The sequence below is a fragment of the Stenotrophomonas sp. NY11291 genome (assembly GCF_023277365.1).
Taxonomy (GTDB): Bacteria; Pseudomonadota; Gammaproteobacteria; order Xanthomonadales; family Xanthomonadaceae; genus Stenotrophomonas; species Stenotrophomonas geniculata.
In genome coordinates this window covers 152020-172286 of record NZ_CP096975.1, presented here as the reverse complement: position 1 = coordinate 172286, position 20267 = coordinate 152020, and the positions used below count along the sequence as shown (strand labels likewise).

At 67.8% G+C, this 20267-nt stretch carries 16 protein-coding genes; 5 read left to right on the top strand and 11 right to left on the bottom strand.

Annotated elements, in window-relative coordinates:
- Nucleotides 1-60 precede the first annotated feature (60 nt).
- A complete protein-coding gene (locus tag M1L61_RS00730; RefSeq protein WP_248854187.1) occupies nt 61-888 on the top strand; it encodes an META and DUF4377 domain-containing protein in 828 nt (275 codons plus the stop codon).
- A 129-nt stretch (nt 889-1017) separates the two neighbouring features.
- Complete coding sequence (locus M1L61_RS00725) at nt 1018-1467, top strand: META domain-containing protein (RefSeq protein ID WP_248854186.1); 450 nt, start codon at nt 1018-1020, stop codon at nt 1465-1467.
- Between the two features lie 132 nt (nt 1468-1599).
- Here M1L61_RS00725 and M1L61_RS00720 read toward each other — a convergent pair whose 3' ends face one another.
- From M1L61_RS00720 to M1L61_RS00680, 9 genes are all read right to left on the bottom strand, one after another.
- Nucleotides 1600-2211 (bottom strand): YbhB/YbcL family Raf kinase inhibitor-like protein, encoded by a 612-nt coding sequence (locus tag M1L61_RS00720; RefSeq protein WP_109814513.1) that lies wholly within the window; start codon nt 2209-2211, stop codon nt 1600-1602.
- A gap of 10 nt (nt 2212-2221) precedes the next feature.
- Entirely contained in the window at nt 2222-4291 is a 2070-nt protein-coding gene (locus M1L61_RS00715) for a tetratricopeptide repeat protein (protein ID WP_049480443.1), read from the bottom strand.
- 56 nt (nt 4292-4347) lie between these two features.
- On the bottom strand, nt 4348-5337 hold the full coding sequence (locus M1L61_RS00710) for an alpha/beta fold hydrolase (RefSeq protein ID WP_029380138.1): 990 nt from the start codon (nt 5335-5337) through the stop codon (nt 4348-4350).
- Nucleotides 5338-5389: 52 nt separating this feature from the next.
- Nucleotides 5390-6181, bottom strand: coding sequence for a lysophospholipid acyltransferase family protein (locus M1L61_RS00705; protein ID WP_019337597.1), 792 nt, complete (start codon nt 6179-6181; stop codon nt 5390-5392).
- A gap of 120 nt (nt 6182-6301) precedes the next feature.
- Complete coding sequence (locus M1L61_RS00700) at nt 6302-6736, bottom strand: hotdog fold thioesterase (RefSeq protein WP_010487227.1); 435 nt, start codon at nt 6734-6736, stop codon at nt 6302-6304.
- Nucleotides 6737-6746: 10 nt separating this feature from the next.
- Nucleotides 6747-8798 carry a phospholipase D family protein gene (locus M1L61_RS00695; RefSeq protein ID WP_010487229.1) on the bottom strand — a complete coding sequence of 684 codons (2052 nt, stop codon included), beginning with the start codon at nt 8796-8798 and terminating at the stop codon, nt 6747-6749.
- Nucleotides 8795-9412, bottom strand: a complete 618-nt coding sequence (locus M1L61_RS00690) for a YceI family protein (RefSeq protein ID WP_043400783.1) — start codon at nt 9410-9412, stop codon at nt 8795-8797. Before M1L61_RS00690 ends, M1L61_RS00695 begins: the two co-directional genes overlap by 4 nt.
- A gap of 4 nt (nt 9413-9416) precedes the next feature.
- Entirely contained in the window at nt 9417-9893 is a 477-nt protein-coding gene (locus M1L61_RS00685) for a histidine phosphatase family protein (protein ID WP_019337594.1), read from the bottom strand.
- Between the two features lie 49 nt (nt 9894-9942).
- Nucleotides 9943-10572 carry a ParA family protein gene (locus M1L61_RS00680; RefSeq protein WP_010487235.1) on the bottom strand — a complete coding sequence of 210 codons (630 nt, stop codon included), beginning with the start codon at nt 10570-10572 and terminating at the stop codon, nt 9943-9945.
- 123 nt (nt 10573-10695) lie between these two features.
- Here M1L61_RS00680 and M1L61_RS00675 point away from each other — a divergent pair, with 123 nt between their 5' ends.
- Entirely contained in the window at nt 10696-12180 is a 1485-nt protein-coding gene (locus tag M1L61_RS00675) for an AAA family ATPase (protein WP_019337592.1), read from the top strand.
- 582 nt (nt 12181-12762) lie between these two features.
- Here the strand turns inward: M1L61_RS00675 and M1L61_RS00670 are convergent.
- On the bottom strand, nt 12763-13398 hold the full coding sequence (locus M1L61_RS00670) for a tetratricopeptide repeat protein (RefSeq protein WP_191863944.1): 636 nt from the start codon (nt 13396-13398) through the stop codon (nt 12763-12765).
- A gap of 169 nt (nt 13399-13567) precedes the next feature.
- On the opposite strand from M1L61_RS00670, the gene M1L61_RS00665 reads away from it, so the two are divergent.
- Nucleotides 13568-17254 (top strand): indolepyruvate ferredoxin oxidoreductase family protein, encoded by a 3687-nt coding sequence (locus tag M1L61_RS00665; RefSeq protein ID WP_248854185.1) that lies wholly within the window; start codon nt 13568-13570, stop codon nt 17252-17254.
- A gap of 73 nt (nt 17255-17327) precedes the next feature.
- On the opposite strand, the gene M1L61_RS00660 is transcribed toward M1L61_RS00665, so the two are convergent.
- Entirely contained in the window at nt 17328-17942 is a 615-nt protein-coding gene (locus M1L61_RS00660) for a DUF938 domain-containing protein (RefSeq protein ID WP_019337590.1), read from the bottom strand.
- A gap of 669 nt (nt 17943-18611) precedes the next feature.
- On the opposite strand from M1L61_RS00660, the gene M1L61_RS00655 reads away from it, so the two are divergent.
- Nucleotides 18612-20243 (top strand): TldD/PmbA family protein, encoded by a 1632-nt coding sequence (locus M1L61_RS00655; protein ID WP_010487264.1) that lies wholly within the window; start codon nt 18612-18614, stop codon nt 20241-20243.
- The last annotated feature ends 24 nt before the right edge of the window (nt 20244-20267 follow it).

The window sequence follows — 20267 nt, the reverse complement described above, 5'->3', positions numbered from 1 at the left end:
ACGGTAACCCCGATGCCGGCCCCGCCCCGTTTCCCCCACGGTTCCCCAAGGAGAATCACCATGAACCGCAAGCTCACCCTGCTCCTCCCGCTGGCCCTGATGGCCGCCTGCAGCCAGACCCCGGCCCCGGCCGGCACCGGCGGCGACGACGTGGCCCCGGCCGCGGCCAAGGCAGCAGACCAGCAGACGCTGGCGCACCTGGACGCGCAGCGCCTGCAGAGCCAGCACTGGCGGCTGCAGCAGGCCACCGGCGCCGACGGCAAGCGCATCGACGCGCTGTTCGCCCGCGAAGACAAGCCGGTCACCCTGGACTTCGCTGAGGGCCGCCTGTCGGTCAGCAACGCCTGCAACCACATGGGTGGCGGCTACACACTGGCCGACGGCAAGCTGACGGTCAGTGCGATGGCCTCGACCATGATGGCCTGCACCGACAAGGCGCTGATGGCGCTGGACGAGGCCGTGTCGAGCCGCCTGCAGGGCGAGCTGAAGGCCGAGCAGGATGCCGATGGCAAGCTGACCCTGACCACCGCCAAGGGCGACGTGCTGGTGTTCAACCCGGAACCGACCGCTGAAACCCGCTATGGCGGCGCCGGCGAAACCGTGTTCCTGGAAGTGGCCGCCAAGACCGAGAAGTGCTCGCACCCGCTGATCCCGGACTACCAGTGCCTGCAGGTGCGTGAGGTCAAGTTCGACGACAAGGGCCTGAAGCAGGGTGAGCCGGGCAAGTTCGAGAACTTCTACGGCAACATCGAGGGCTACACCCACGAAGACGGCGTGCGCAACGTGGTGCGCGTGAAGCGCTACGAAGTGAAGAACCCGCCGGCTGATGCGCCGTCGCAGGCGTACGTGCTGGACATGGTGGTCGAGTCGGCCATCGAGAAGAAGTAAGAAAACAGAAGGGCGGCCGCGAGGTCGCCCTTCTTCCATGGGACACCTTGAAGTCGAGCCATGCTCGGCTGGGCAGAAGGCAGTCCAGCATGGCTCGACTCTACATACCCAACCGCCAAGGAGACAGGCATGATTCTTTCCCGCATTTTCGCGCTCCTGCTGGCCACAACGCCTGCCGGCCTCGCGGCAGCCAGTGATGCCAGCGATCTGCAACGCCTACAGGCATACGAGTGGCATCTCACCCACGCAGTCGACAGCAAAGGCAAGCGCCTGGATGCACTGTTCATCGCCAGTGATCCGCCCGTCGGTCTGTTGTTCCGCGGCACCAGTGCCAACGTGCTGAACCTGTGCAACGGCATGGGCGGCCCATACACGTTGAAAGACAGCCAGCTCACGTTGGGCAGCATGGAACAGAACCTGAAGGGATGCTTCGGTGCCAAAGGCGAACAGGAAACCGAAGCCAAGCGCAGGATTCTGGGGACCTCCACACTGATCATGGGTCGCGCGGGGCCGTTGACCCTGCATACCGCACGTGGCGACACGCTGGTGTTCGCGCCGGTGCCACTGAAAAACAGATGAGAAGTGCAGCCGGTAAGGTCGAGCCGGCTCGATCGGGGCTTTATAGAGGCCAGCCATGCTCGACTGGGCGAAAAGCAGGCGAGCATGGCTACAGAAAGCAAAGTCGGGTTTGGCCCGGCCCTGCAGACGCGCTCAACCCAGCGCAGGATTCAATGTGTAGGTGCCGTGCAGCGCCGCTTCGGCCAGCACGTGGCCGTGCATGGCGCGATACGCGTCTGCGGCGGTGAAGCGTGCCGGAAGCTCCAACGAGGCCACGTCCAGCGCAAACACGCGGAAGAAGTAGCGGTGCACGCGTTCGTCGTTGAACGGCGGATACGGGCCGTCGTAGCCCAGATAGTCACCGGCCATGTCCGGATTGCCGGCAAACCAGCCGGTGAAGTCGTTCAGGCCCTGGCGGCTGCCGGCCGGGCCCGCCGGTGCGGTCTTGCCCTTCACCACGAAGCCATCGCTGCAGCTGCCGGCGGCGATCTCCTGCACCGAGGCCGGAATGTCGGCCATCACCCAATGCACGAAGTCGCAGCGCGGCTGGTCGCGCGGCACGGTCATGTCGCTGCGGCCGACCATTTCCGGAACGGTCGGCACATCCGGGTCCACGCACACCAGCAGGAACGAACGCGTGCCTTCCGGCGCGCCGTTCCAGGCCAGGTGAGGGTTGCGGTCCGGCGCGAAGCCTGCGGCATCGCCAGCGGCGAACTCGCGGTCGATCGGCGCGCCGTTGGTCAGGCTGTGGCTGCTCAGTTGCATCGGCTTCTCCTTACTCTTCCGGGTAACCCAGGCGCACCGCAATCGGGGTGAGCTTGGCAAAGGCGGCGCTCATCACGTCGCGATAGTTGCGCCAGTGGCCCGGCGGGAAGCGCGGTGCGCCCAGCTGTGCGGCCGGCGGCATCTGCCGCTCGAACAGGCGTCCCAGCAGCTCGGCCATCGCATGCGGATCGTTGCCGATCTGGTCGATGCGCAGCAGCACGTGCGGGTACAGATCTTCCTCGTGCAGGGTGGCAACCTGCGCCAGCGCGCGTGCCAGCCATTCGCTGGCTTCAGCCAGCGAGGTCATCGCCAGCGGTGCGGCGGCGCCGTAGGCCACCCAGTCCAGCAGCATGTCGCGCGGATCACGCAGCACCAGCACCAAGCGCCCCTGTGGCAGCTGCGGGCGCAGCGCCCACAGCAGTGCGTTGTCCCACCACAGCAGCCAGTCGATGACGGCATCACCCTGCACGCCGCGCACGGGCAGCTGCTCGCGCCAGCGCTGCACCAGGCGCTCCGGGGTCAGCACGCCGGAGGCGAGGTCCTGCAGCGTGTGGTAGTTCTGGAATGCATCATCCGGCGGATTGCTGGTGTAACGGTCGCTGCGCAGCACCGGGCTGGCGGCGGCCAGGCCGGTCGCAACCCGCTCCACGCCCGAACCCGGCGCGCCCCACAGGAAGATCGGCGCGGAGCTGGCATCAGCGTCGATCTCGCCCTTGTCCGGCCAGCTCGGCGGCGCCTTGGCCTGCGGCGGCAGCGGCAGGCGCTGCGGCGCCTGGTCGGCCTGCAGCGCCATCCACGTCTGCAACGCCTGTTCCGGCTGGCCAGCGCGATCCTGGATTTCACCCAGCCAGGTACGCAGGTCGGCGCGATGGCCGTCCGGCGCCCTGTCGATCAGCGCCTGCACGCGGGCGATCGCGGCGACCGGATCACGCTGCAACAGGCCTTCGACCAGGCGGGTTTCGCCGCTGACGCGGCCCGGTTCGAGACTGACGATACGCTCGGCGATGGCTTCAGCCTGTTCGTGTTCGCCCACCATGTCATGCAGGCGCAGGCGCGCTTCCAGGGCCGGCAGATGACCTGGCATCGCGTCCATCCAGCGTTCCACGGTCGCGGCGGCGGTCGGGCTGCCCACTTCTTCCACGGCCAGGCGCGCCAGCCACAGGTCGTGCAGCTGCGGGTGCTGCTCCAGGGCGGCGTCCAGGCGCGCACGCGCCTCGTCTTCGCGGCCCAGGCGCTGCCAGGACATCAGCAGCAGCTGCAGCACCTGGCGGTCGTCGGGGATCGATTCCAGCAACGGCAGCAGGTGGTCCAGCGCCCGCAGCGGCTGGCCACCGCGCAGCGACAGTTCACCGGCCAGGCGGCGCATCGACGGCGTATCCATGCCTTCCTGCTGCAGGGCGATCTGCATCGCTTCGGCAGCCGCCTCCAGGTTGCCCTGGCGCAGCGCCAGCTGCACCACCAGGCCATGCAGCGAGCTGATGGCCGGGTTCAGTTCCAGCACGCGGCGGAACGCCTGCTCGGCGAAGGCCAGCATGTCCTTGCCCAGGTAGGCGAAGCCCAGCGCGTACAGCACGCGGGTGTCGTTGGGCTGCGCCTGGTTGGCCGCCGACAGCAGCGTCAGCGCACGATCCGGATCGTCACGGCGCAGCGCGATCATGCCGTCGATGGTCAGCAGTTCCGGGTGATCCGGCTCAACGCGCGAGGCCAGCGTGGACAGGCGCTGGGCTTCATCGAAGTCGTTGCGGCCGATCGCCAGGTGCGCCTGCATCAGGTAGGCGGAGAAGGAGTTCGGGTCGAGCCCGGTAGTGCGCGCCAGCGCTTCGTCGGCGCCTTCGTACTGGCGCAGGGCCAGCAGCAGGCCAGCATGCTGCAGGTGCAGCTGGGCGTCGTCCGGTGCCAGCTGCAACGCCTGCTGCAGGGCTTCCATGGCATCTTCGGCCTTGCCCTGCTGCTGCAGCGCAAGCGCCAGCCAGCGGTGGGCGCCGGCCTGGCCGGGTTCATCACGGGTCCATGCCTGGGCCAGCTGCACGGCCTGGTCGGCCTGGTTCTGGCGCAACGCTTGGATGATCTGGTCTTGCATGGCGGTCCGGTTCAAGTGCAAACCCGCATTGTAGCGGTCCGCGCACCGGTGCCGGTTCAGCCCGCCAGCACCCGCTGCAGGCGCTGCGCCACCCAGCGCTCGGAGAAGCCGTCACCCCGCCAGTTTTCCAGGAAGCCGCAGTGGCCTCCCCAGCAGGCGGTTTCCAGGTGCGCCTGGCGCGGCAGCTGCCAATCGCTGAAGGTCGCGTACGGGATCACCGGGTCGTCCTGCGCCATCAGGATGTCGGCCGGCACCTGCAGGGTGGACAGGCGGTCACCGGCAATCGAGTAGCCATCGAAATAGGCCTGCAGCGAGCCGAAGGTGGTGTGCCGTTCGACCAGCCAGGCGGTCAGTGCACGGATGTCCAGTTTCAGCACGCGGTCGTCGCAGTCGCTCAGCTCGGGGAACAGATCGCGCTTGCGGCGCAGCGAGCCGGCCCACTTGCGGCGGAAGTACCAGTCGTACATCGCCGGGCCGTTCTCGATGTTCTCCATGGTCAACGCCGGATCCAGCACCGGGCACACCGAGGCCACGCGCAGCAGCGGCACGCCGGCGGCCGGTGCACGCAGAGCCAGGCGCAGCACGAAGTTGCCACCCAGCGAATAGCCGGCGGCCACCAGCGGCAGCTGCGGCCAGCGCTGGGCGATGTCGCCTGCGGCGTGCACCACTTCATCGATGAGATTGGAGTGGAAGATGCCGGGATTGAGATGATGGGTGTTGCCGTGGTCGCGGAAGTTCAGCCGCACCACGTCGAAGCCCTGCTCGATCATGCGCGCGGCGGCCATGCGCATGTAACTGGATTCGGCACTGCCTTCCCAGCCATGCAGCAGCAGCGCGACACCCTTCGGCTCGCGGCCTTCGACATGACTGTGCCAGCCCTGCAGGCGCACGCCATCACCGCCATCGAGGATCAGCTCTTCGCTGACTGCACCGGTGGCCGCCAGCAGCAGCAGGCCGCGCTGCAGGCGCATGCGGCTGGAACTGAGCATCGACTGCAGGTGCGGATTGCGCAGCCAGCGCGGCGGCTGATAGTCAGCCGCATGCAGCGTCGGCGTACCGGCGTCCAGGACAGGTGGCGGTATCAGGGCCACCGCACCCTCACTGCGTGCTCATGGCCGCCACGATGCGCGCGCGCGAGGTTTCCGCGATGCGTCGACGGCCTTCCAGGTCCTGGGTACCGATCGGCTCCAGGAAATGCACTTCGGTATGCCGCGCCGGCTCACCCAGCAGGCGCAGGAAATTGGCGGCGAAACTCTCGCCCGGGCCGAACGCGACGATGGTCTGTGCGTCGCCCTTCATCCCATACACCAGCGCCACCGGCTGCACCGGCACGCCGGTTTCAACCGCGGCCTGGAAGATGCGGGCATGGAACGGCCCCACTTCGTGGCCACCGCGGGTGCGCCCTTCCGGGAACACACCGACCGCCTTGCCGGCACGCAGGCGATCGGCCATCACCTGCATCACCCCACCGAGCGATTCGGTGTTGCCACGCTGATGGAAGATGGTCTGGCCGCGCGCGGCGAGCCAACCCACCAACGGCCAGCTGGCGATCTCGCGCTTGGCAACGAAGCCCATCATGCGCTGGCTGTGCAGGATGGAGATGTCGACCCAGCTGACGTGGTTGGCGACGAACAGAACGGCACCGGGCAAGGGCTGGCCCACCCGTGACAGGCGGAAGCCGAAGATCCACATCAGCCCGCCCTGCCACCAGTTCACCACCTTCGCGCCGAAGGTATCCTCGCCCACGCGCAGCTCGCCCCACGGCGGAAGCATGCCGATCAGGATCAGCGGCAGGAACACGGTGATGTGGACCAACAGCAGCGGTACGCGGTACAGGTAACGGCACACACGCGCCACGCCGCCACGGGGGGCCGGAGTGGGGGAAGTCATCCGCGCACGATACCGGAGCGCCGCGGCAGCTGCCAGCCGATTTAGGCCATAACCGCCATTGACCGGGGCAATCGGCGGGGAACGCTGGGTTCTGCCGCCGTCAACACGCCCGACGGGGGCTCAACCGTGGCCGGCGGCCACCACCGCCAGGGTCAGCCGCGAGATGCACACCAGCCGGCCCTGCTCGTCCTCGATGCGGATTTCCCACAACTGGGTACTGCGGCCCACGTGCAGCGCGCGCGCGGTGCCGGTGACAGTCCCCGAGCGCACCGCACGCACATGGTTGGCGTTGATTTCCAGGCCCACGCAGATCTGCTTTGCGGTATCCACGCACAGGTTGCCGGCGCTGCTGCCCAGGGTCTCGGCCAGCACCACCGAGGCACCGCCGTGCAGGATGCCGTAGGGCTGCCGGGTGCGCTCGTCCACCGGCATGGTGGCCTGCAGCCAGTCTTCGCCCGCGGCGCTGAAGACGATGCCCAGCGACTCGATCGCCGTATTGCGGCTGAGCGCATTGAGCTGCTCGATGGAAACAGCTTCGCGGAACACCTGGGTCATGCGGGCACCTTCAGAGAATGGGAACGAGGCCGGCACCGAATGCGGTCAGCATGCGCACCAGCAGCCACTTCGGGCCGACGTTGACTTCGGGGAAGTCGCCGACGGCAACGTAGCAGCGATGGAAATCCGGGTCCTGCCGTGGCAGCGGCTGCGGGCAGTCCGGGCCGGGCTTGAACTCGTAGTCGGTGGCATAGCGCCACGGCCAGAAGTCGAGAATCGGCAGCGCTTCGGAGGCCTTGCCGACGCTGTAGTTCAGGCCCGACAGCACCGGCGGCTTGGCCCGCGGCGCCACCGTCCACGAGTTCTGCGGATGGGTATCGCGCAGGATGCTCTCGGCCAGCTGCTCGGCGAAGACCGGATCGTCGATGATCACCGCGCCTTCGGTGTTGTAGTTCTCGCTGCGCGGATCGAAGTTGTGGGTGCCGACCACGCCGATGCGGCGGTCGACCACCAGCGACTTGGCGTGCAGGCCCATGCGGGCACCCTTGCGGGTGACCGGCAACGGCTTGTTGACCGCCTTGCTGCCCAGGAACGACGGACGCGTCTCGGTACGCAGCAGGCGCGTTTCCACTTCGCTGCCAGCGGCACGACGGCGTTCGCGGGCGTTCTGGTAGGCGCTGCCGGTACGCGGATGGTTCACCGGTACCTGCCTGCGGGTCGCGGCCAGATCCCCATCGCTGCCACCGCCGGCATTGCTGCCAGCGGCGCTGCCGCCAATCAGCGGATTGCGCCCGCCGTCGTCGTCGCCCGCGGGCGCGGCGATCGGATCAGGCAGCAGGTTGCGGTAGTCGACCGGTGCATCCAGCGGGAACGGCTTGTATTCGAAGATGTTGAAGCCCAGTTCGCGCATGTTGCGCCGCTTGTACTTGTACGACAGCGCATACACGATCGGGTTGTCGGTGGCCGCCAGGCTGTTGCTCGACACCACCACGCGCGGCGGCTGCGGGCGCTTGCGCAGCTCACGGAACAGCTTCTGCGCCGGCTTGGACAGCACCAGGTACGGGGTCTGCAGGATCACTTCCTTCTGCGCACCGGCAATGAGTGCATCCAGCTGTGGCTCGGTCACGTGCTGGCCGGCCAGCGGGGCATCGGCTTTCTCGCGGCGGTGCTTGCGCGGCAGGTCGGCGACGTAGCGCACCGAAGCCACCGGCAGCGCGGTATCCACGAAGGAACGGGTGACGAAGTCCATGTCATTGGCTTCGGCGCTGACCCGCTGCACCCGCTCGGGGCGGCGGAAGGTGGCCGGTGGCAGCACCGGCACGCCCTCGCGCAGCAGGGTGCGGCCCACGTCATTCAGGCGCTCGGCCGGCACGCTGCGGTGGGCGCGCCAGAACGCATCGAAGTTGGCCGCCATCGCGCGCGCTTCCGGGCCGGCGATCATGACGTCACGGTCGCGGAAGTTGTACTCGCGGTCCCAGTCGTAATAGTCGTCCTGGTAGTTGCGGCCGCCGACCACGCCGATCGCATCGTCGATCACCAGCAGCTTGTTGTGCATGCGCTGGTTGAACCGGCGGAAGCAGCACAGCACGCTGCCGGCGTAGTCGAAGTAGTTCAGCCGGGCCTTGCCGAAGGTCGGGTTGTAGACCCGCAGCTGGAAGTTCTGGTGGGCACCGGACAACGCGCCGAGGATCTGCAGGTCGGAAATCGCCGAGAGCTGGTCGATCAGCACCCGCACCTTCACCCCGCGCCGCGACGCGGCCAGCAGTTCGTCGATGACCAGCCGCGCGCTGTCGTCCTTGTCGAAGATGTAGGTCTGCAGGTCGATGCTGCGGGTGGCACTGCGCAGCAGGTTCAGGCGCGCCACCAGGGCGCCCTCCCCCTCGTCCAGCAGGGTGGCGTAGTGGCGCGGCTGCTCCGGGGTGGATTCGGTGAACGCCCGGCCGGCCAGCGCACGCAGCGGCGAGTCCTGCGCGCAGCGGTCGGCGCGCTGGCAGTCGACCTGGGTCGATCGCGCCTGCACGGCGATCGCTTCGGCACGGTCGCGCTCGGCAGTGGACAGCGATGCACAACCGCTGCCCAGCAACACGGTTGCCAGCGCCAGTACACGCAGCAGGAGGTTCACGGTTTCGGCGCCTCGCTCAGGCGCGCTCGCAATACGAAGGTCACTCGGTCACTCAAGGCAAGCTGCCAGCTGTCCATTCCATACCGGCCTCGCTGCACGGTACCGCGGCTGACGACGTCGCAATCATAGCCGGGTCGGGCGCACTCCGCCTTCTCGACCTTCAGTGTCTCGGGGTGGCTGATCCCGCGCAGGGTCAGCCGCCCGTTGATGTCGCCCCCGTCTTCCACGGTCTCCGGCCAGTACGGCAGCGAGTCGAACTCGACCACCGGGTGGCGGCCCGCGTCGAAGAACTCCTCGCCGCGCATCCAGCCGGTGTAGCGCGCCTTGCCGGGGATTTCGACCGAGCGCGTGAACATCTTCAGGTGCACCTGGTGGCGGCCATCGGAGAGGACCTCGATGCGACCTTCGAAGTGCGGGAACAGGCCTTCGATGCGCTGCCCGAAGCGGGTGCGCACCTCGAAACCGATCTGCGAGCGTTGAGTATCCAGGCGCAGGACCCGGTGCGCCTCGGCGACCACCGGCGGCAGGGGCGTTGGCGGTGGCGCGGCAGCCCAGGCCGCGCCGGAAACCAGCAGCACGGGCAGCAGAAAGCGGCTGCGCCGCGCCAGGCTCATTGGATCACGGCCACCAGAACGCGTTCAGGCTGGCCACGCCCGGCTCGATCGAGGCCTCGCGCGGGAACCCGAGCACGGCAATGCCAGCCGGCGGCATGCCGCGGTAGTCGCTGCTGGTGCCTTCCGTCATCAACGCCACCAGGCGCTCCAGGCCGGGGTTATGGCCGACGATCAGCACCCGGTCGAGGTCACGGCGGTCGTCCACCAGCGCCGCGAGGGTGCCGGGGGTGGCCTCGTAGATACGGTCTTCCAGGCGCTTCTCGACGTAGCCGATGGTGCCGAGCACGGCTTCCAGGGTTTCCCGGGTGCGCCGCGCCGGTGAGCACAGCACGCAGTCCGGCAGCAGGTTTTTCTCCTTCAGCCACTTGCCGGCGGCTTCGGCTTCGGCGAGCCCCACCGGCGACAACGGCCGGTCGAGGTCGGCCTGGCCGGGGGTCGCCGGTTCGGCATGGGCATGGCGCAGCAGGATCAATTCACGCATCGCGGGTTTCCATGGAGAAGAGGATGCAGCAGAAAGAGTGATGCAGGCATCAAAGCTTGAGCCAGGACAGCAGCGGCTCCCAGTCGGCCTGGTGCTCGCGCACCTGGGCCGAGCGGTAGTCGAACAGGCTGCGGCCAAGGCCGGTCATGACCACGTAGCTCTGGCTGTCGCGCAGCTGCGCGACCACCGGGTACGGCCATTCACCCAGCATCTGCAGCGCCTGCTGCGAGGTCTGGGTCCATGGCTTGGTACGGTTGAGCACCAGCCCCACCGGCAGCTTGCGGCTGTGCACGCGCGGGTTCTGGGCCAGGCTGTTGAGGAAGCCGACGATCGCTTCGATGTCCAGCGCCGAGGGCAGCACCGGTACCACCACCGCGTCGGCAGCGTCGAGGAAATGGGGAATATCGTCAGCCAGGGCACCGGCCGGCGCGTCGATGATGACGGTGTCGGTGCCATCGGGCAGCTTCTGCGCCCACTGCTTCTTCCGATACACATCGATCGGCAGCACCGCGCTTTCCAGCCCGGCACGGCGTTGTGCCCAGCGGGTGCTGGAGCCCTGCGGGTCGGCATCGGCAATCACCGTGGCCTTGCCCTGCAATGCCGCGTACGCGGCCAGGTGGGTGGCGACGGTGGTCTTGCCCACCCCGCCCTTGGAACCGGCCACCAGGATCGTCTTCATGCCAGCCTCGCTTCCGGGTACGTGCCCCGAGCGTACACCGGCGATGGTGACGGGAGGTAGCGTCGTGCTGAACCAGCGGCCATCGCCTTTGCTATCGTGGCGCCCCCGAAGGATCGAACCGGCATGAGCGAACTGCAGGATCTGAGCGCGTTGATCCGCGCCAACACCCCACTGATCGTCATCGAGACCCAGGACGAGGGTCGCATCGTCGAGCTGTTCCGGCAGACGCTGATGCACGTATGGCGGGCGCTGCACCGCTGGTCGATCACCGAGGGCCTGCGCCGGATCGACCTGGACAGCGAAGACCCGCCGGTCGGGCCGCCCGACGCCAGCGCGGCCCTGCAGATGATCCGCCAGGCGGAGCAGCGCGGGGTCTACCTGCTGCTCGATTTCCATCCCTACCTGGGCTATGCCAGTCACCAGCGCGCCCTGCGCGACCTGATCCAGCGCCGCCACAGCGAGCCGCATGTGCTGGTGCTGATTGGTGCCAAGGTGGAGCTGCCGGCCGAGCTGGAAGCACTGGCGGTGCGCTTCAACCCGCGCCTGCCCGATGCCAACGCCCTGTTGAAGATGCTGCGCGAAGAGGCCGACGCCTATGCGCGTGAGCATGGCGGCCGCCGGGTTGAAGTCGACAGCGAGGCGGTGAAGAAGATCCTGAAGAACCTGCAGGGCCTGAGCCTGGTCGATGCCCGGCGCATCGCCCGCCAGCTGATCTACGCCGATGGCGCGCTGCGCGACGACGACCTGCCACAGCTGGCACGGCTGAAGTTCGAGCTGCTCAACCGTAGCGGCCACCTGTTCTTCGAGCACGACAGCGCGCGTTTCGGCGACGTGGCCGGCGCCAACCGGCTCAAGCGCTGGATCAACCAGCGCCGCGTGGCCTTCATTGCCGGTTCGGCCCCGGCCGGGCTGGACCCGCCGCGCGGCATGCTGCTGCTGGGCGTACAGGGCTGCGGCAAGTCGATGCTGGCCAAGGCCACCGCCGCCGGCTTCGGCGTACCACTGCTGCGCCTGGACGTGGGCGCGCTGTACAACAAGTACCACGGCGAGACCGAGGCGAACCTGCGCCAGGCGCTGGCCTCGGCCGAGCAGCTGGCGCCCTGCGTGCTGTGGATGGACGAGATCGAGAAGGGCCTGGCCAGCGGTGGCGAGGACGGCGGCGTGTCACGCCGCGTGCTCGGTTACCTGCTGACCTGGATGGCCGAGCGCAAGGCGCCGGTGTTCATCGTCGCCACTGCCAACCAGGTGCACGAGCTGCCTGCCGAGCTGCTGCGCAAGGGCCGCTTCGACGAGATCTTCTTCGTCGACCTGCCCTCGCCTGACGTGCGCGTGGAACTGCTGCGGCTGCACCTGGGCCGGCGCCAGCTCAACGCCGACGACTTCGCACTACCCGCGCTGGCGGCGGCCGCCAATGGGTTCTCCGGCGCCGAGATCGAGCAGGCGATCGTCGCCGGCCTGTATGCGGCGCATGCCGAGGGCCGGCCGCTGGACACCGAGCTGCTGATGACCGAGATCCGCGCCACGCGGCCACTGTCGGTGCTGATGGCCGAGCAGGTGGAGGCACTACGGGCGTGGGCGTCGGGGCGCACGGTTTCCGCGGACGATTGAGTTTCCAGCGAACGGCGCAGCCCCTCGTGGCGGCTGGTTGACCGTGAACATCAAAAGCCGCGCTTGGCCGGGCGGGATGGATTCGCGGGGGACGCCGTCAACCCGTCCATGGGGGCTTGGCCGCGGCATCCATGCCGCGGACACCCCCGCGAACCCACCCCGCCCGGCCTCTGACAATTTCCGAGTGCGTCCGCCACGGAAAAGAAAAAAGAAAAGCAGAAGCAAAAGCAAAAGCCGGTTGGTTGGCCGCCTTCTGTAGAGCCGAGCCCACGCTCGGCTGCTCTTCGATCAGATATCGAATAGTCGATTCCGATGCAGATTCATCCACGCATGACGTGGATCTACCGTGTCGACCAAGGTCGACACCTACCAGCAGCAGGGAACTGTCGGAGGCGGGGCGGTGTGGGTTGGCAGGTCCGTTGGCGCCATGGATGGCGCCATCGAGCCCCCATGCACGGGTTTACGGCGCGTCCTGCCAACCCACACCGCCCCGCCATCCCACGGATTGCCCGCTGTTGCTGTTGCTTTGGCTTTGGCTGTTGCCTCTGCGGGTGCCGGGTGCAACCCGGCCGAACCCCTCCCTCAGGGCCAGGCAGGCGGCGCGGCAACCCACGCCTGCTGCACCTCGGCCAGCGACGCACGCTCGTCCTCCCGCCACTGCGGCAGCAGCTGCCCATAGTTGGCCGTGGTACTCCACTGCGTCGGCTCGGTGCGTACCGCAGCCGCATACCACTGCACCGCCTCCTGCTTCTGCCCCATGCGCCACAGCGCCAGCGCATAGGTCGGCGGTACCCAGCTGGGCTTGCTGCGCGCATTGCCGGCCGAAGCCAGCCACTGTTCCAGCGCTGCCTCCGGCTTGCCCTGGCGCAGCAGGTCCCAGCCGTAGTTCCAGCGCACGCTGCGGCCACTGCTGCTCTGCGCCGGGGCCTCTTTCAGAGCTTCGCCGTACAGCTGCTCGGCCAGTTCACCGCGACCCTGCGCCCCGGCCACCGATGCCAGCTGTACCGTCGCCTCAACCGCGCGGCGGCCGCGTTCACGCAGCTTGACCAGCTGGGCCACCAGGTCATCGCCCTCGCCGTGCACCGCCACCATCGGCGTGGCCGCCGGGTCGTTGTCGAAGTAGAACTCCTGTGGTGCCGGCACGACCGGCGCGGCCCACGCAGTGACCACTCCCGAGGCCAGCAGCACGCTGGCCAGGATCTTTCCTGGAACTGACATCCCTTCTCCCCAGGCCGCAACTGCAGCCTCCCTCTCTCTTCCCGATCCTAACCCCAGCACCGCCACGGGCGCGAGTGCCGGGGCCTGCGCGGCCCCACTGCTACAATTCGCGCCTTTCCCGCCGCGTGCCTGCACGCGGCCGGTGCCAGCCGATCCTACCGGGCCAGCCATGACCAGTACCGCGCAACTCACTTCGCCCTCTTCCGCCGACCTGATCGACCGTGACTACACGCTCGACCACAAGTACACCCGCAACGAGGGGCGGATCTACCTGAGTGGCGTGCAGGCGCTGGTACGGCTGCCCTTGATGCAGCGCCTGCGCGACGCCGCCGAAGGCATCGACAGTGCCGGCTTCGTCAGCGGCTACCGCGGCAGCCCGCTGGGTGGCTTCGATCTGGAGCTGTGGCGCGCGCGCAAGCATCTTGAGGCCGCCAAGGTGATGTTCACCCCCGGCCTGAACGAGGACCTGGGCGCCACCATGGTGTGGGGCACGCAGCAGACCAACCTGTTCCCCGGCGCCAACGTGCAGGGCGTGTTCGGCATGTGGTACGGCAAGGGCCCGGGCGTGGACCGCTGCGGCGACGTGTTCAAGCATGCCAATGCTGCGGGTACCTCGCGCTACGGCGGCGTGCTGGCGCTGGCCGCCGATGACCATGCCTGCCGCAGTTCGACCCTGCCGCACGGCAGCGAAGACGAATTCGTCAGCGCGATGATGCCGGTGCTGAACCCGGCCGGCGTGCAGGACATCCTGGACATGGGCCTGCTGGGCTGGGCGATGAGCCGTTACACCGGCCGTTGGGTCGGCTTCAAGACGATCGCCGAGACGGTGGAATCGTCGGCCTCGGTGGAGGTCGATCCGCTGGCACGCCGCATCGTGCTGCCGGAAGACTTCGAGATGCCCTCGGGCGGCCTCAACATCCGCTGGCCGGACCCGCCGCTGGACCAGGAAATGCGCCTGCACCGCTACGCGGTGAAGGCCGCGCAGGCCTTCGCCCGCGCCAACGCCGTCGACAAGGTGGTGATGGACGCGCCGCGCGCGCGGCTGGGCATCGTCACCACCGGCAAGAGCTACCTGGACGTGCTGCAGGCGCTGGAATACCTGGGCCTGGATGAAGCCGCATGCGCTGACATCGGCATCCGCGTGTACAAGGTCGGCATGACCTGGCCGCTGGAGCCGGAAGGCATCGCCCGCTTCGCGCAGGGCCTGGAAGACATCATCGTGGTGGAGGAGAAGCGTGCCTTCATCGAGCGCCAGATGAAGGAACAGTTCTTCAACTGGCCGGCCAGCTGGAGCCAGCGCCCGTCCATCGTTGGCAAGTACGACGAGAGCGGTGAATGGATCCTGCCGTCCACCGGTGAACTGACGCCGGCCACCATCGCCGGCGTGATCGGCCGCCGCATCCAGAAGTTCTTCAACAACGAATCGATCGAGCAGCGCCTGCAGTGGATGCAGGAGAAGGAAGCCGAGCTTGCGCTGCCGCGCGCCAGCTTCCCGCGCGTACCGCATTACTGCTCGGGCTGCCCGCACAACACCTCCACCCAGGTGCCGGAAGGCTCGCGTGCGCTGGCCGGCATCGGTTGCCATTACATGGTGACCTGGATGGACCGCAGCACCGATACCTTCACCCACATGGGCGGCGAAGGCGTGACCTGGGCCGGGCAGGCGCCGTTTACCGACACCCCTCACGTGTTCCAGAATCTGGGCGACGGCACCTATTTCCACAGCGGTTCGCTGGCGATCCGCCAGGCGGTCGCGGCCGGCGTCAACATCACCTACAAGATCCTCTACAACGACGCGGTGGCGATGACCGGCGGCCAGCCGGTGGACGGCCCGCTGAGCGTGCCCGACATCGCCAAGCAAATGCGCGCCGAAGGCATCCACACCATCGTGGTGCTGTCGGACAACATCGGCAAGTGGACCGGCCAGCGCGAACATTTCCCCAGCGACGTCGAGTTCCACGACCGCAGCGAACTGGACGCCGTGCAGAAGCGCCTGCGCGAAGTGAAGGGTGTTTCGATCCTGATCTACGAACAGACCTGCGCCACCGAGAAGCGCCGCCGCCGCAAGCGCGGCAAGCTGGAAGACCCACAGAAGCGGGTGATGATCAATTCGCTGGTCTGCGAAGGCTGCGGCGACTGCGGCAAGAAGAGCTTCTGTGTGTCGGTGCTGCCGAAGGAAACCGAGTTCGGCCGCAAGCGCGAGATCGACCAGTCCAACTGCAACAAGGACTATTCCTGCGTGAATGGTTTCTGCCCGAGCTTCGTCACCGTGCACGGTGGCCAGCCGCGCAAGGGCAGCAAGCGCGATGCCTCCACGCTGCTGGACAACCTGCCTGCACCGACCATCCGCGGCACCCTGGAACAGCCCTGGAACATCCTGATCACGGGCGTCGGCGGTACCGGCGTGGTGACCATCGGCGCGCTGCTGGGCATGGCCGGCCACCTGGAAGGCAAGGGCGCGACCGTGCTGGACCAGACCGGCCTGGCGCAGAAGGGTGGCGCGGTGACCACGCACATCCGCATCGCCCGCCGACCGGACGACATCCACGCCGTGCGCATCGCCGCCGGTGAAGCCGACCTGGTGTTGGGCTGCGACATGGTGGTGGTCAACGACTACTGGGCGCTGTCGAAGGTGCGTGCCGGCCGTTCGCAGGTGGTGCTGAACACCTACGAAGCGATGCCCGGCACCTTCACCACCCGCCCGGACATGCAGTTCCCCGCCGCCGACATCGTGGCCGGTGTGCGCGTGGCGCTGGGGGGCGAGGAACCGCTGCTGCTCGATGCCACCCAATTGGCCACCGCGCTGCTGGGCGACGCCATCGCCGCCAATCTGTTCATCCTCGGCTACGCGTGGCAGCAGGGCCTGGTACCGCTGTCGTTCGAGTCGCTGATGCGCGCCATCGAACTCAACGGCGCCGCCGTGGCGATGAACCAGCAGGCCTTCGCCTGGGGTCGCCTGGCCGTGGTCGACCCGCAGGCCGTGCAGCAGGCGGCCGGCCTGGTGCGCAACCGCCACACCGATACCGAATCCACCCCGGGCCCGCTGCACCCGCTGCCGCCGGGCGAGTGGGAAGGCAACGAATGGGGTGCCACCGCCGCACCGCGCAACACCGGCGACGAACGCGAACTGCGTGGCCTGCCCTCGCATGGTGGCGACGTGGCGTTCCTGCCGCTGGACGATGCGCGCCTGTCGCGCTCGCTGGATGAAATGATCGAGCGCCGCGCCGCGTTCCTGGTCGAGTACCAGGACGCCGCCTACGCCAACCGCTACCGCAGCCTGGTCGAGCGCGTGCGCGCCGCCGAAGCCGACCGCATCGGTGGTTCCACCGCGCTGACCGAAACCGTGGCCCGCTACCTGTTCAAGCTGATGGCCTATAAGGACGAGTACGAAGTGGCCCGCCTGTACACCAGCGGCGACTTCCAGCGCCGCCTGCAGCAGCAGTTCGAGGGCGACTACCAGCTGCGCTTCCACCTGGCACCGCCGCTGTTCGCCAAGAAGGACGCGCAGGGCCGGTTGCTGAAGAAGGAATACGGCCCGTGGATGTTCAAGGCCTTCGGCCTGCTGGCGAAGCTGAAGTTCCTGCGCGGCGGGCGCCTTGATGTGTTCGGCCGCACCGAGGAACGCCGCATGGAACGCAAGCTGATCGGTGACTACGAGGCCACCGTGCAGCTGCTGCTGGATGGCCTGGATGATGACCGCCTCGCGCTGGCGGTCGAGATCGCCAGCGTACCCGAGCACATCCGCGGCTACGGCCACGTCAAGGAAGCGCATTTCGCGCAGGCCAAGGCACGCGAAGCCGCCCTGCTGGCGCAGTGGCGCAATCCGAAGGCACTGCACATCGTGCAGGTGGCCTGATGGTAGTGCCGGCCGCTGGCCGGCATTCATCCCGGCAGTCGGTTGCCGGCCAACGGCCGGCACTACCGGCGGTTTACCCCAACCGCCACAGCAGCAGGCGGTTGTTGGCCGGCATCGCCACATCCCCCAGGCGGGTGAAGCCATTGTCGGCCGCCAGCGCCTGCACCGCTTCGCTATCGCGGATGCCGCTGCGCGGATCACGTGCCTTCAGCCAGGCATCGAACTGCGCATTGCTGTCACTGGTGTAGCGACCGCCGTAGTTGAACGGGCCATACACTGCCAGCAGCGCACCATGACGCAGCACCGGTGGCAGCGCGGCGAACAACGCCTGCACGTGGTCCCAGCCCATGATGTGCAGCGTGTTGGCGCTGAACGCCGCATCGAACGTGCTGCCTTCGGGCAGCGTCAGGCCCGGCGCAGGCGGCAGTTCCACCTGCAATGCCACCGGCGGCAGCAGGTTCAGCAGCGCGGCCTCCGCACGCCAGGCCTCGATACCGGGCAGATGGTCCGGATGATCGCTGGGCTGCCAGCGCAGCCACGGCCAGCGCTCGGCAAAGAAGGCCGCGTGCTGTCCCGTACCGCTGCCGATTTCCAGCACCCGATGGCGGTCGCCCATCCACGGGTCGAGTGCCGTGGCGATCGGTTCGCGGTTGCGCTCGCAGGCTTCTGAATACGGCTTGCTCGACATCAGGGACGGTGTCCAGGCGGGGTCGGCCCCATTGTGCACGAGGGAGTGTCTGCAGGGCTTGCAGCCCTGCACCCGCAGGAGCCGGAGCCAGAGCAACGTCAAAAGCTGGCATTCCGTGGGTTGGCGGGGGGGGCCCGGTTGCGGGGGTCGCTGCAAGTACGTCCATGTAAGCTCGGTCGCCGCATCCATGCGGCTCACGCCCCCTCAACCGGACCCACCCCGCCTTCGACAGACTTCCGCGATCTGCCGGAACGGCGTACGGCCTTGGTGGGTGCCGACCGTTGGTCGGCACGGATGAGTTCATTCGATATCTGACAGATGTGCCGACCAACGGTCGGCACCCACCAACAGCCACCGGCCAGCTGTCAGACGCGGGGCGGTGTGGGTGGGCAGGACCGTTGGCGCCATGGATGGCGCCATCGAGCCCCCAGGGACGGGTTTACGGCGTGTCCTGCCCACCCACACCGCCCCGCCATCCCACGGAATGCCGCTCTGGCTCTGGCTCTGGCCGTTGCATTGAGCAGGTGCAGGGCTGCAAGCCCTGCCGAAACCCCCACCAACCATGACTGCAGTCACTTGCCCGGACGCGCCGCGCTGGCGAAAGTCGAGGAGTTGACGTGATCGGTCCGGCCCGTTGCCAACCGCACGCAAGCGAGAGAGAGAAACGCTGTGCAACGACGTGAGTTCCTGGCTTTTTCCGGTCTGGGCCTGGCGGGCCTGCTGCTGCCGCATTCCCGTGCCATCGCCGCCGAGCAGCTGCTCGCACCGGTCGATACCGCCCAGCGCCGGCGCCTGGCGGACGTGGCGCTCGCCGCCGCGCGCACCGCCAAGGCCAGCTACTGCGATGTCCGCATCGGCCGCTATCTCAACCAGTCGGTCATCACCCGCGAACACCAGGTCGGCAACGTGACCAACCGCGAATCGTCCGGCGTGGGCGTGCGGGTGATCGTCAACGGCGCCTGGGGCTTCGCTGCAACCCATCAGCAGACCGAGGCCGCCGTGCGCGCTGCGGTCGAGCAGGCGGCGGCGATCGCCCGCGCCAACGCCGGCATCCAGACCCGGCCGGTGCAGCTGGCGCCGACGCCGTCGGTGGGTGAGGTCCGCTGGCAGACGCCGGTCCGCAGGAACGCGATGGCGGTGCCGATCCAGGACAAGGTCGAGCTGCTGCTGGCGCTCAACGCCGCCGCGCTGAATGCGGGCGCTGACTACATCAATTCCACCCTGTTCCTGGTCAACGAACAGAAGTACTTCGCCTCCAGCGACGGTTCTTTCATCGACCAGGACATCCATCGCATCTGGCTGCCATTCACCGCCACTGCCATCGACAAGGCCAGCGGCAGGTTCCGTACCCGCGCCGGCCTCTCCTCGCCGATGGGCATGGGCTACGAGTTCCTGGATGGCGATGCGAGTGGCAAGGTCCAGCTGCCCGGCGGCATCACCGCCTACCGCGATTCCTACGACCCGGTCGAAGACGCCATCGCCGCCGCCCGCCACGCGCGCGAGAAACTGAAGGCGCCGTCGGTGAAGCCCGGCAAGTACGACCTGGTGCTGGACCCGTCCAACCTGTTCCTGACCATCCACGAGAACGTCGGCCACCCGTTGGAGCTGGACCGCGTGCTCGGCTACGAAGCCAACTACGCCGGCACCAGCTTCGCCACGCTGGACAAGCGCGATGCCGGCTTCCGCTGGGGCAGCGACATTGTCACCTTCTTCGCCGACAAGACCCAACCGGGCAGCCTCGGTGCGGTCGGCTACGACGATGAAGGGGTGAAGACCCAGCGCTGGGACCTGGTGCGCGACGGCATCCTGGTCGACTACCAGGCCACCCGCGATGAAGCCCATATCCTCGGCCGCGATGCGTCGCACGGCTGCAGCTATGCCGATTCCTGGTCCAGCGTGCAGTTCCAGCGCATGGCCAATGTCTCGCTGGCGCCGGGCAAACAGCCACTCAGCGTCGAGGACATGATCAAGGACGTGGAGAACGGCATCTACATCCATGGCCGCGGGTCGTATTCGATCGACCAGCAGCGCTACAACGCGCAGTTCGGCGGCCAGCTGTACTACCAGATCAAGGACGGGAAGATCGCCGGCATGGTCGAGGACGCGGCCTACCAGATCCGCACGCCGGAATTCTGGAACGCCTGCACCGCCATCTGCGATGAACGCGATTTCCGCCTGGGCGGTTCGTTCTTCGATGGCAAGGGCCAGCCCGGCCAGGTCTCGGCGGTCTCGCACGGTTCGTCCACCACCCGCTTCAACGGCATCAACATCATCAACACCGCGCGCAGTCTCGGCGCTTGAGCCACCCATCCTTCGACATGGAGA

What these genes read in the sequence shown, in the direction of transcription:
- M1L61_RS00730 (WP_248854187.1), top strand. Translation starts at nt 61, where the DNA reads ATGAACCGCAAGCTCACCCTGCTCCTCCCGCTGGCCCTGATGGCCGCC.
- M1L61_RS00725 (WP_248854186.1), top strand. Translation starts at nt 1,018, where the DNA reads ATGATTCTTTCCCGCATTTTCGCGCTCCTGCTGGCCACAACGCCTGCC.
- M1L61_RS00720 (WP_109814513.1), bottom strand. Translation starts at nt 2,211, where the DNA reads ATGCAACTGAGCAGCCACAGCCTGACCAACGGCGCGCCGATCGACCGC.
- M1L61_RS00715 (WP_049480443.1), bottom strand. Translation starts at nt 4,291, where the DNA reads ATGCAAGACCAGATCATCCAAGCGTTGCGCCAGAACCAGGCCGACCAG.
- M1L61_RS00705 (WP_019337597.1), bottom strand. Translation starts at nt 6,181, where the DNA reads ATGACTTCCCCCACTCCGGCCCCCCGTGGCGGCGTGGCGCGTGTGTGC.
- M1L61_RS00700 (WP_010487227.1), bottom strand. Translation starts at nt 6,736, where the DNA reads ATGACCCAGGTGTTCCGCGAAGCTGTTTCCATCGAGCAGCTCAATGCG.
- M1L61_RS00690 (WP_043400783.1), bottom strand. Translation starts at nt 9,412, where the DNA reads ATGAGCCTGGCGCGGCGCAGCCGCTTTCTGCTGCCCGTGCTGCTGGTT.
- M1L61_RS00685 (WP_019337594.1), bottom strand. Translation starts at nt 9,893, where the DNA reads ATGCGTGAATTGATCCTGCTGCGCCATGCCCATGCCGAACCGGCGACC.
- M1L61_RS00680 (WP_010487235.1), bottom strand. Translation starts at nt 10,572, where the DNA reads ATGAAGACGATCCTGGTGGCCGGTTCCAAGGGCGGGGTGGGCAAGACC.
- M1L61_RS00675 (WP_019337592.1), top strand. Translation starts at nt 10,696, where the DNA reads ATGAGCGAACTGCAGGATCTGAGCGCGTTGATCCGCGCCAACACCCCA.
- M1L61_RS00670 (WP_191863944.1), bottom strand. Translation starts at nt 13,398, where the DNA reads ATGTCAGTTCCAGGAAAGATCCTGGCCAGCGTGCTGCTGGCCTCGGGA.
- M1L61_RS00665 (WP_248854185.1), top strand. Translation starts at nt 13,568, where the DNA reads ATGACCAGTACCGCGCAACTCACTTCGCCCTCTTCCGCCGACCTGATC.
- M1L61_RS00660 (WP_019337590.1), bottom strand. Translation starts at nt 17,942, where the DNA reads ATGTCGAGCAAGCCGTATTCAGAAGCCTGCGAGCGCAACCGCGAACCG.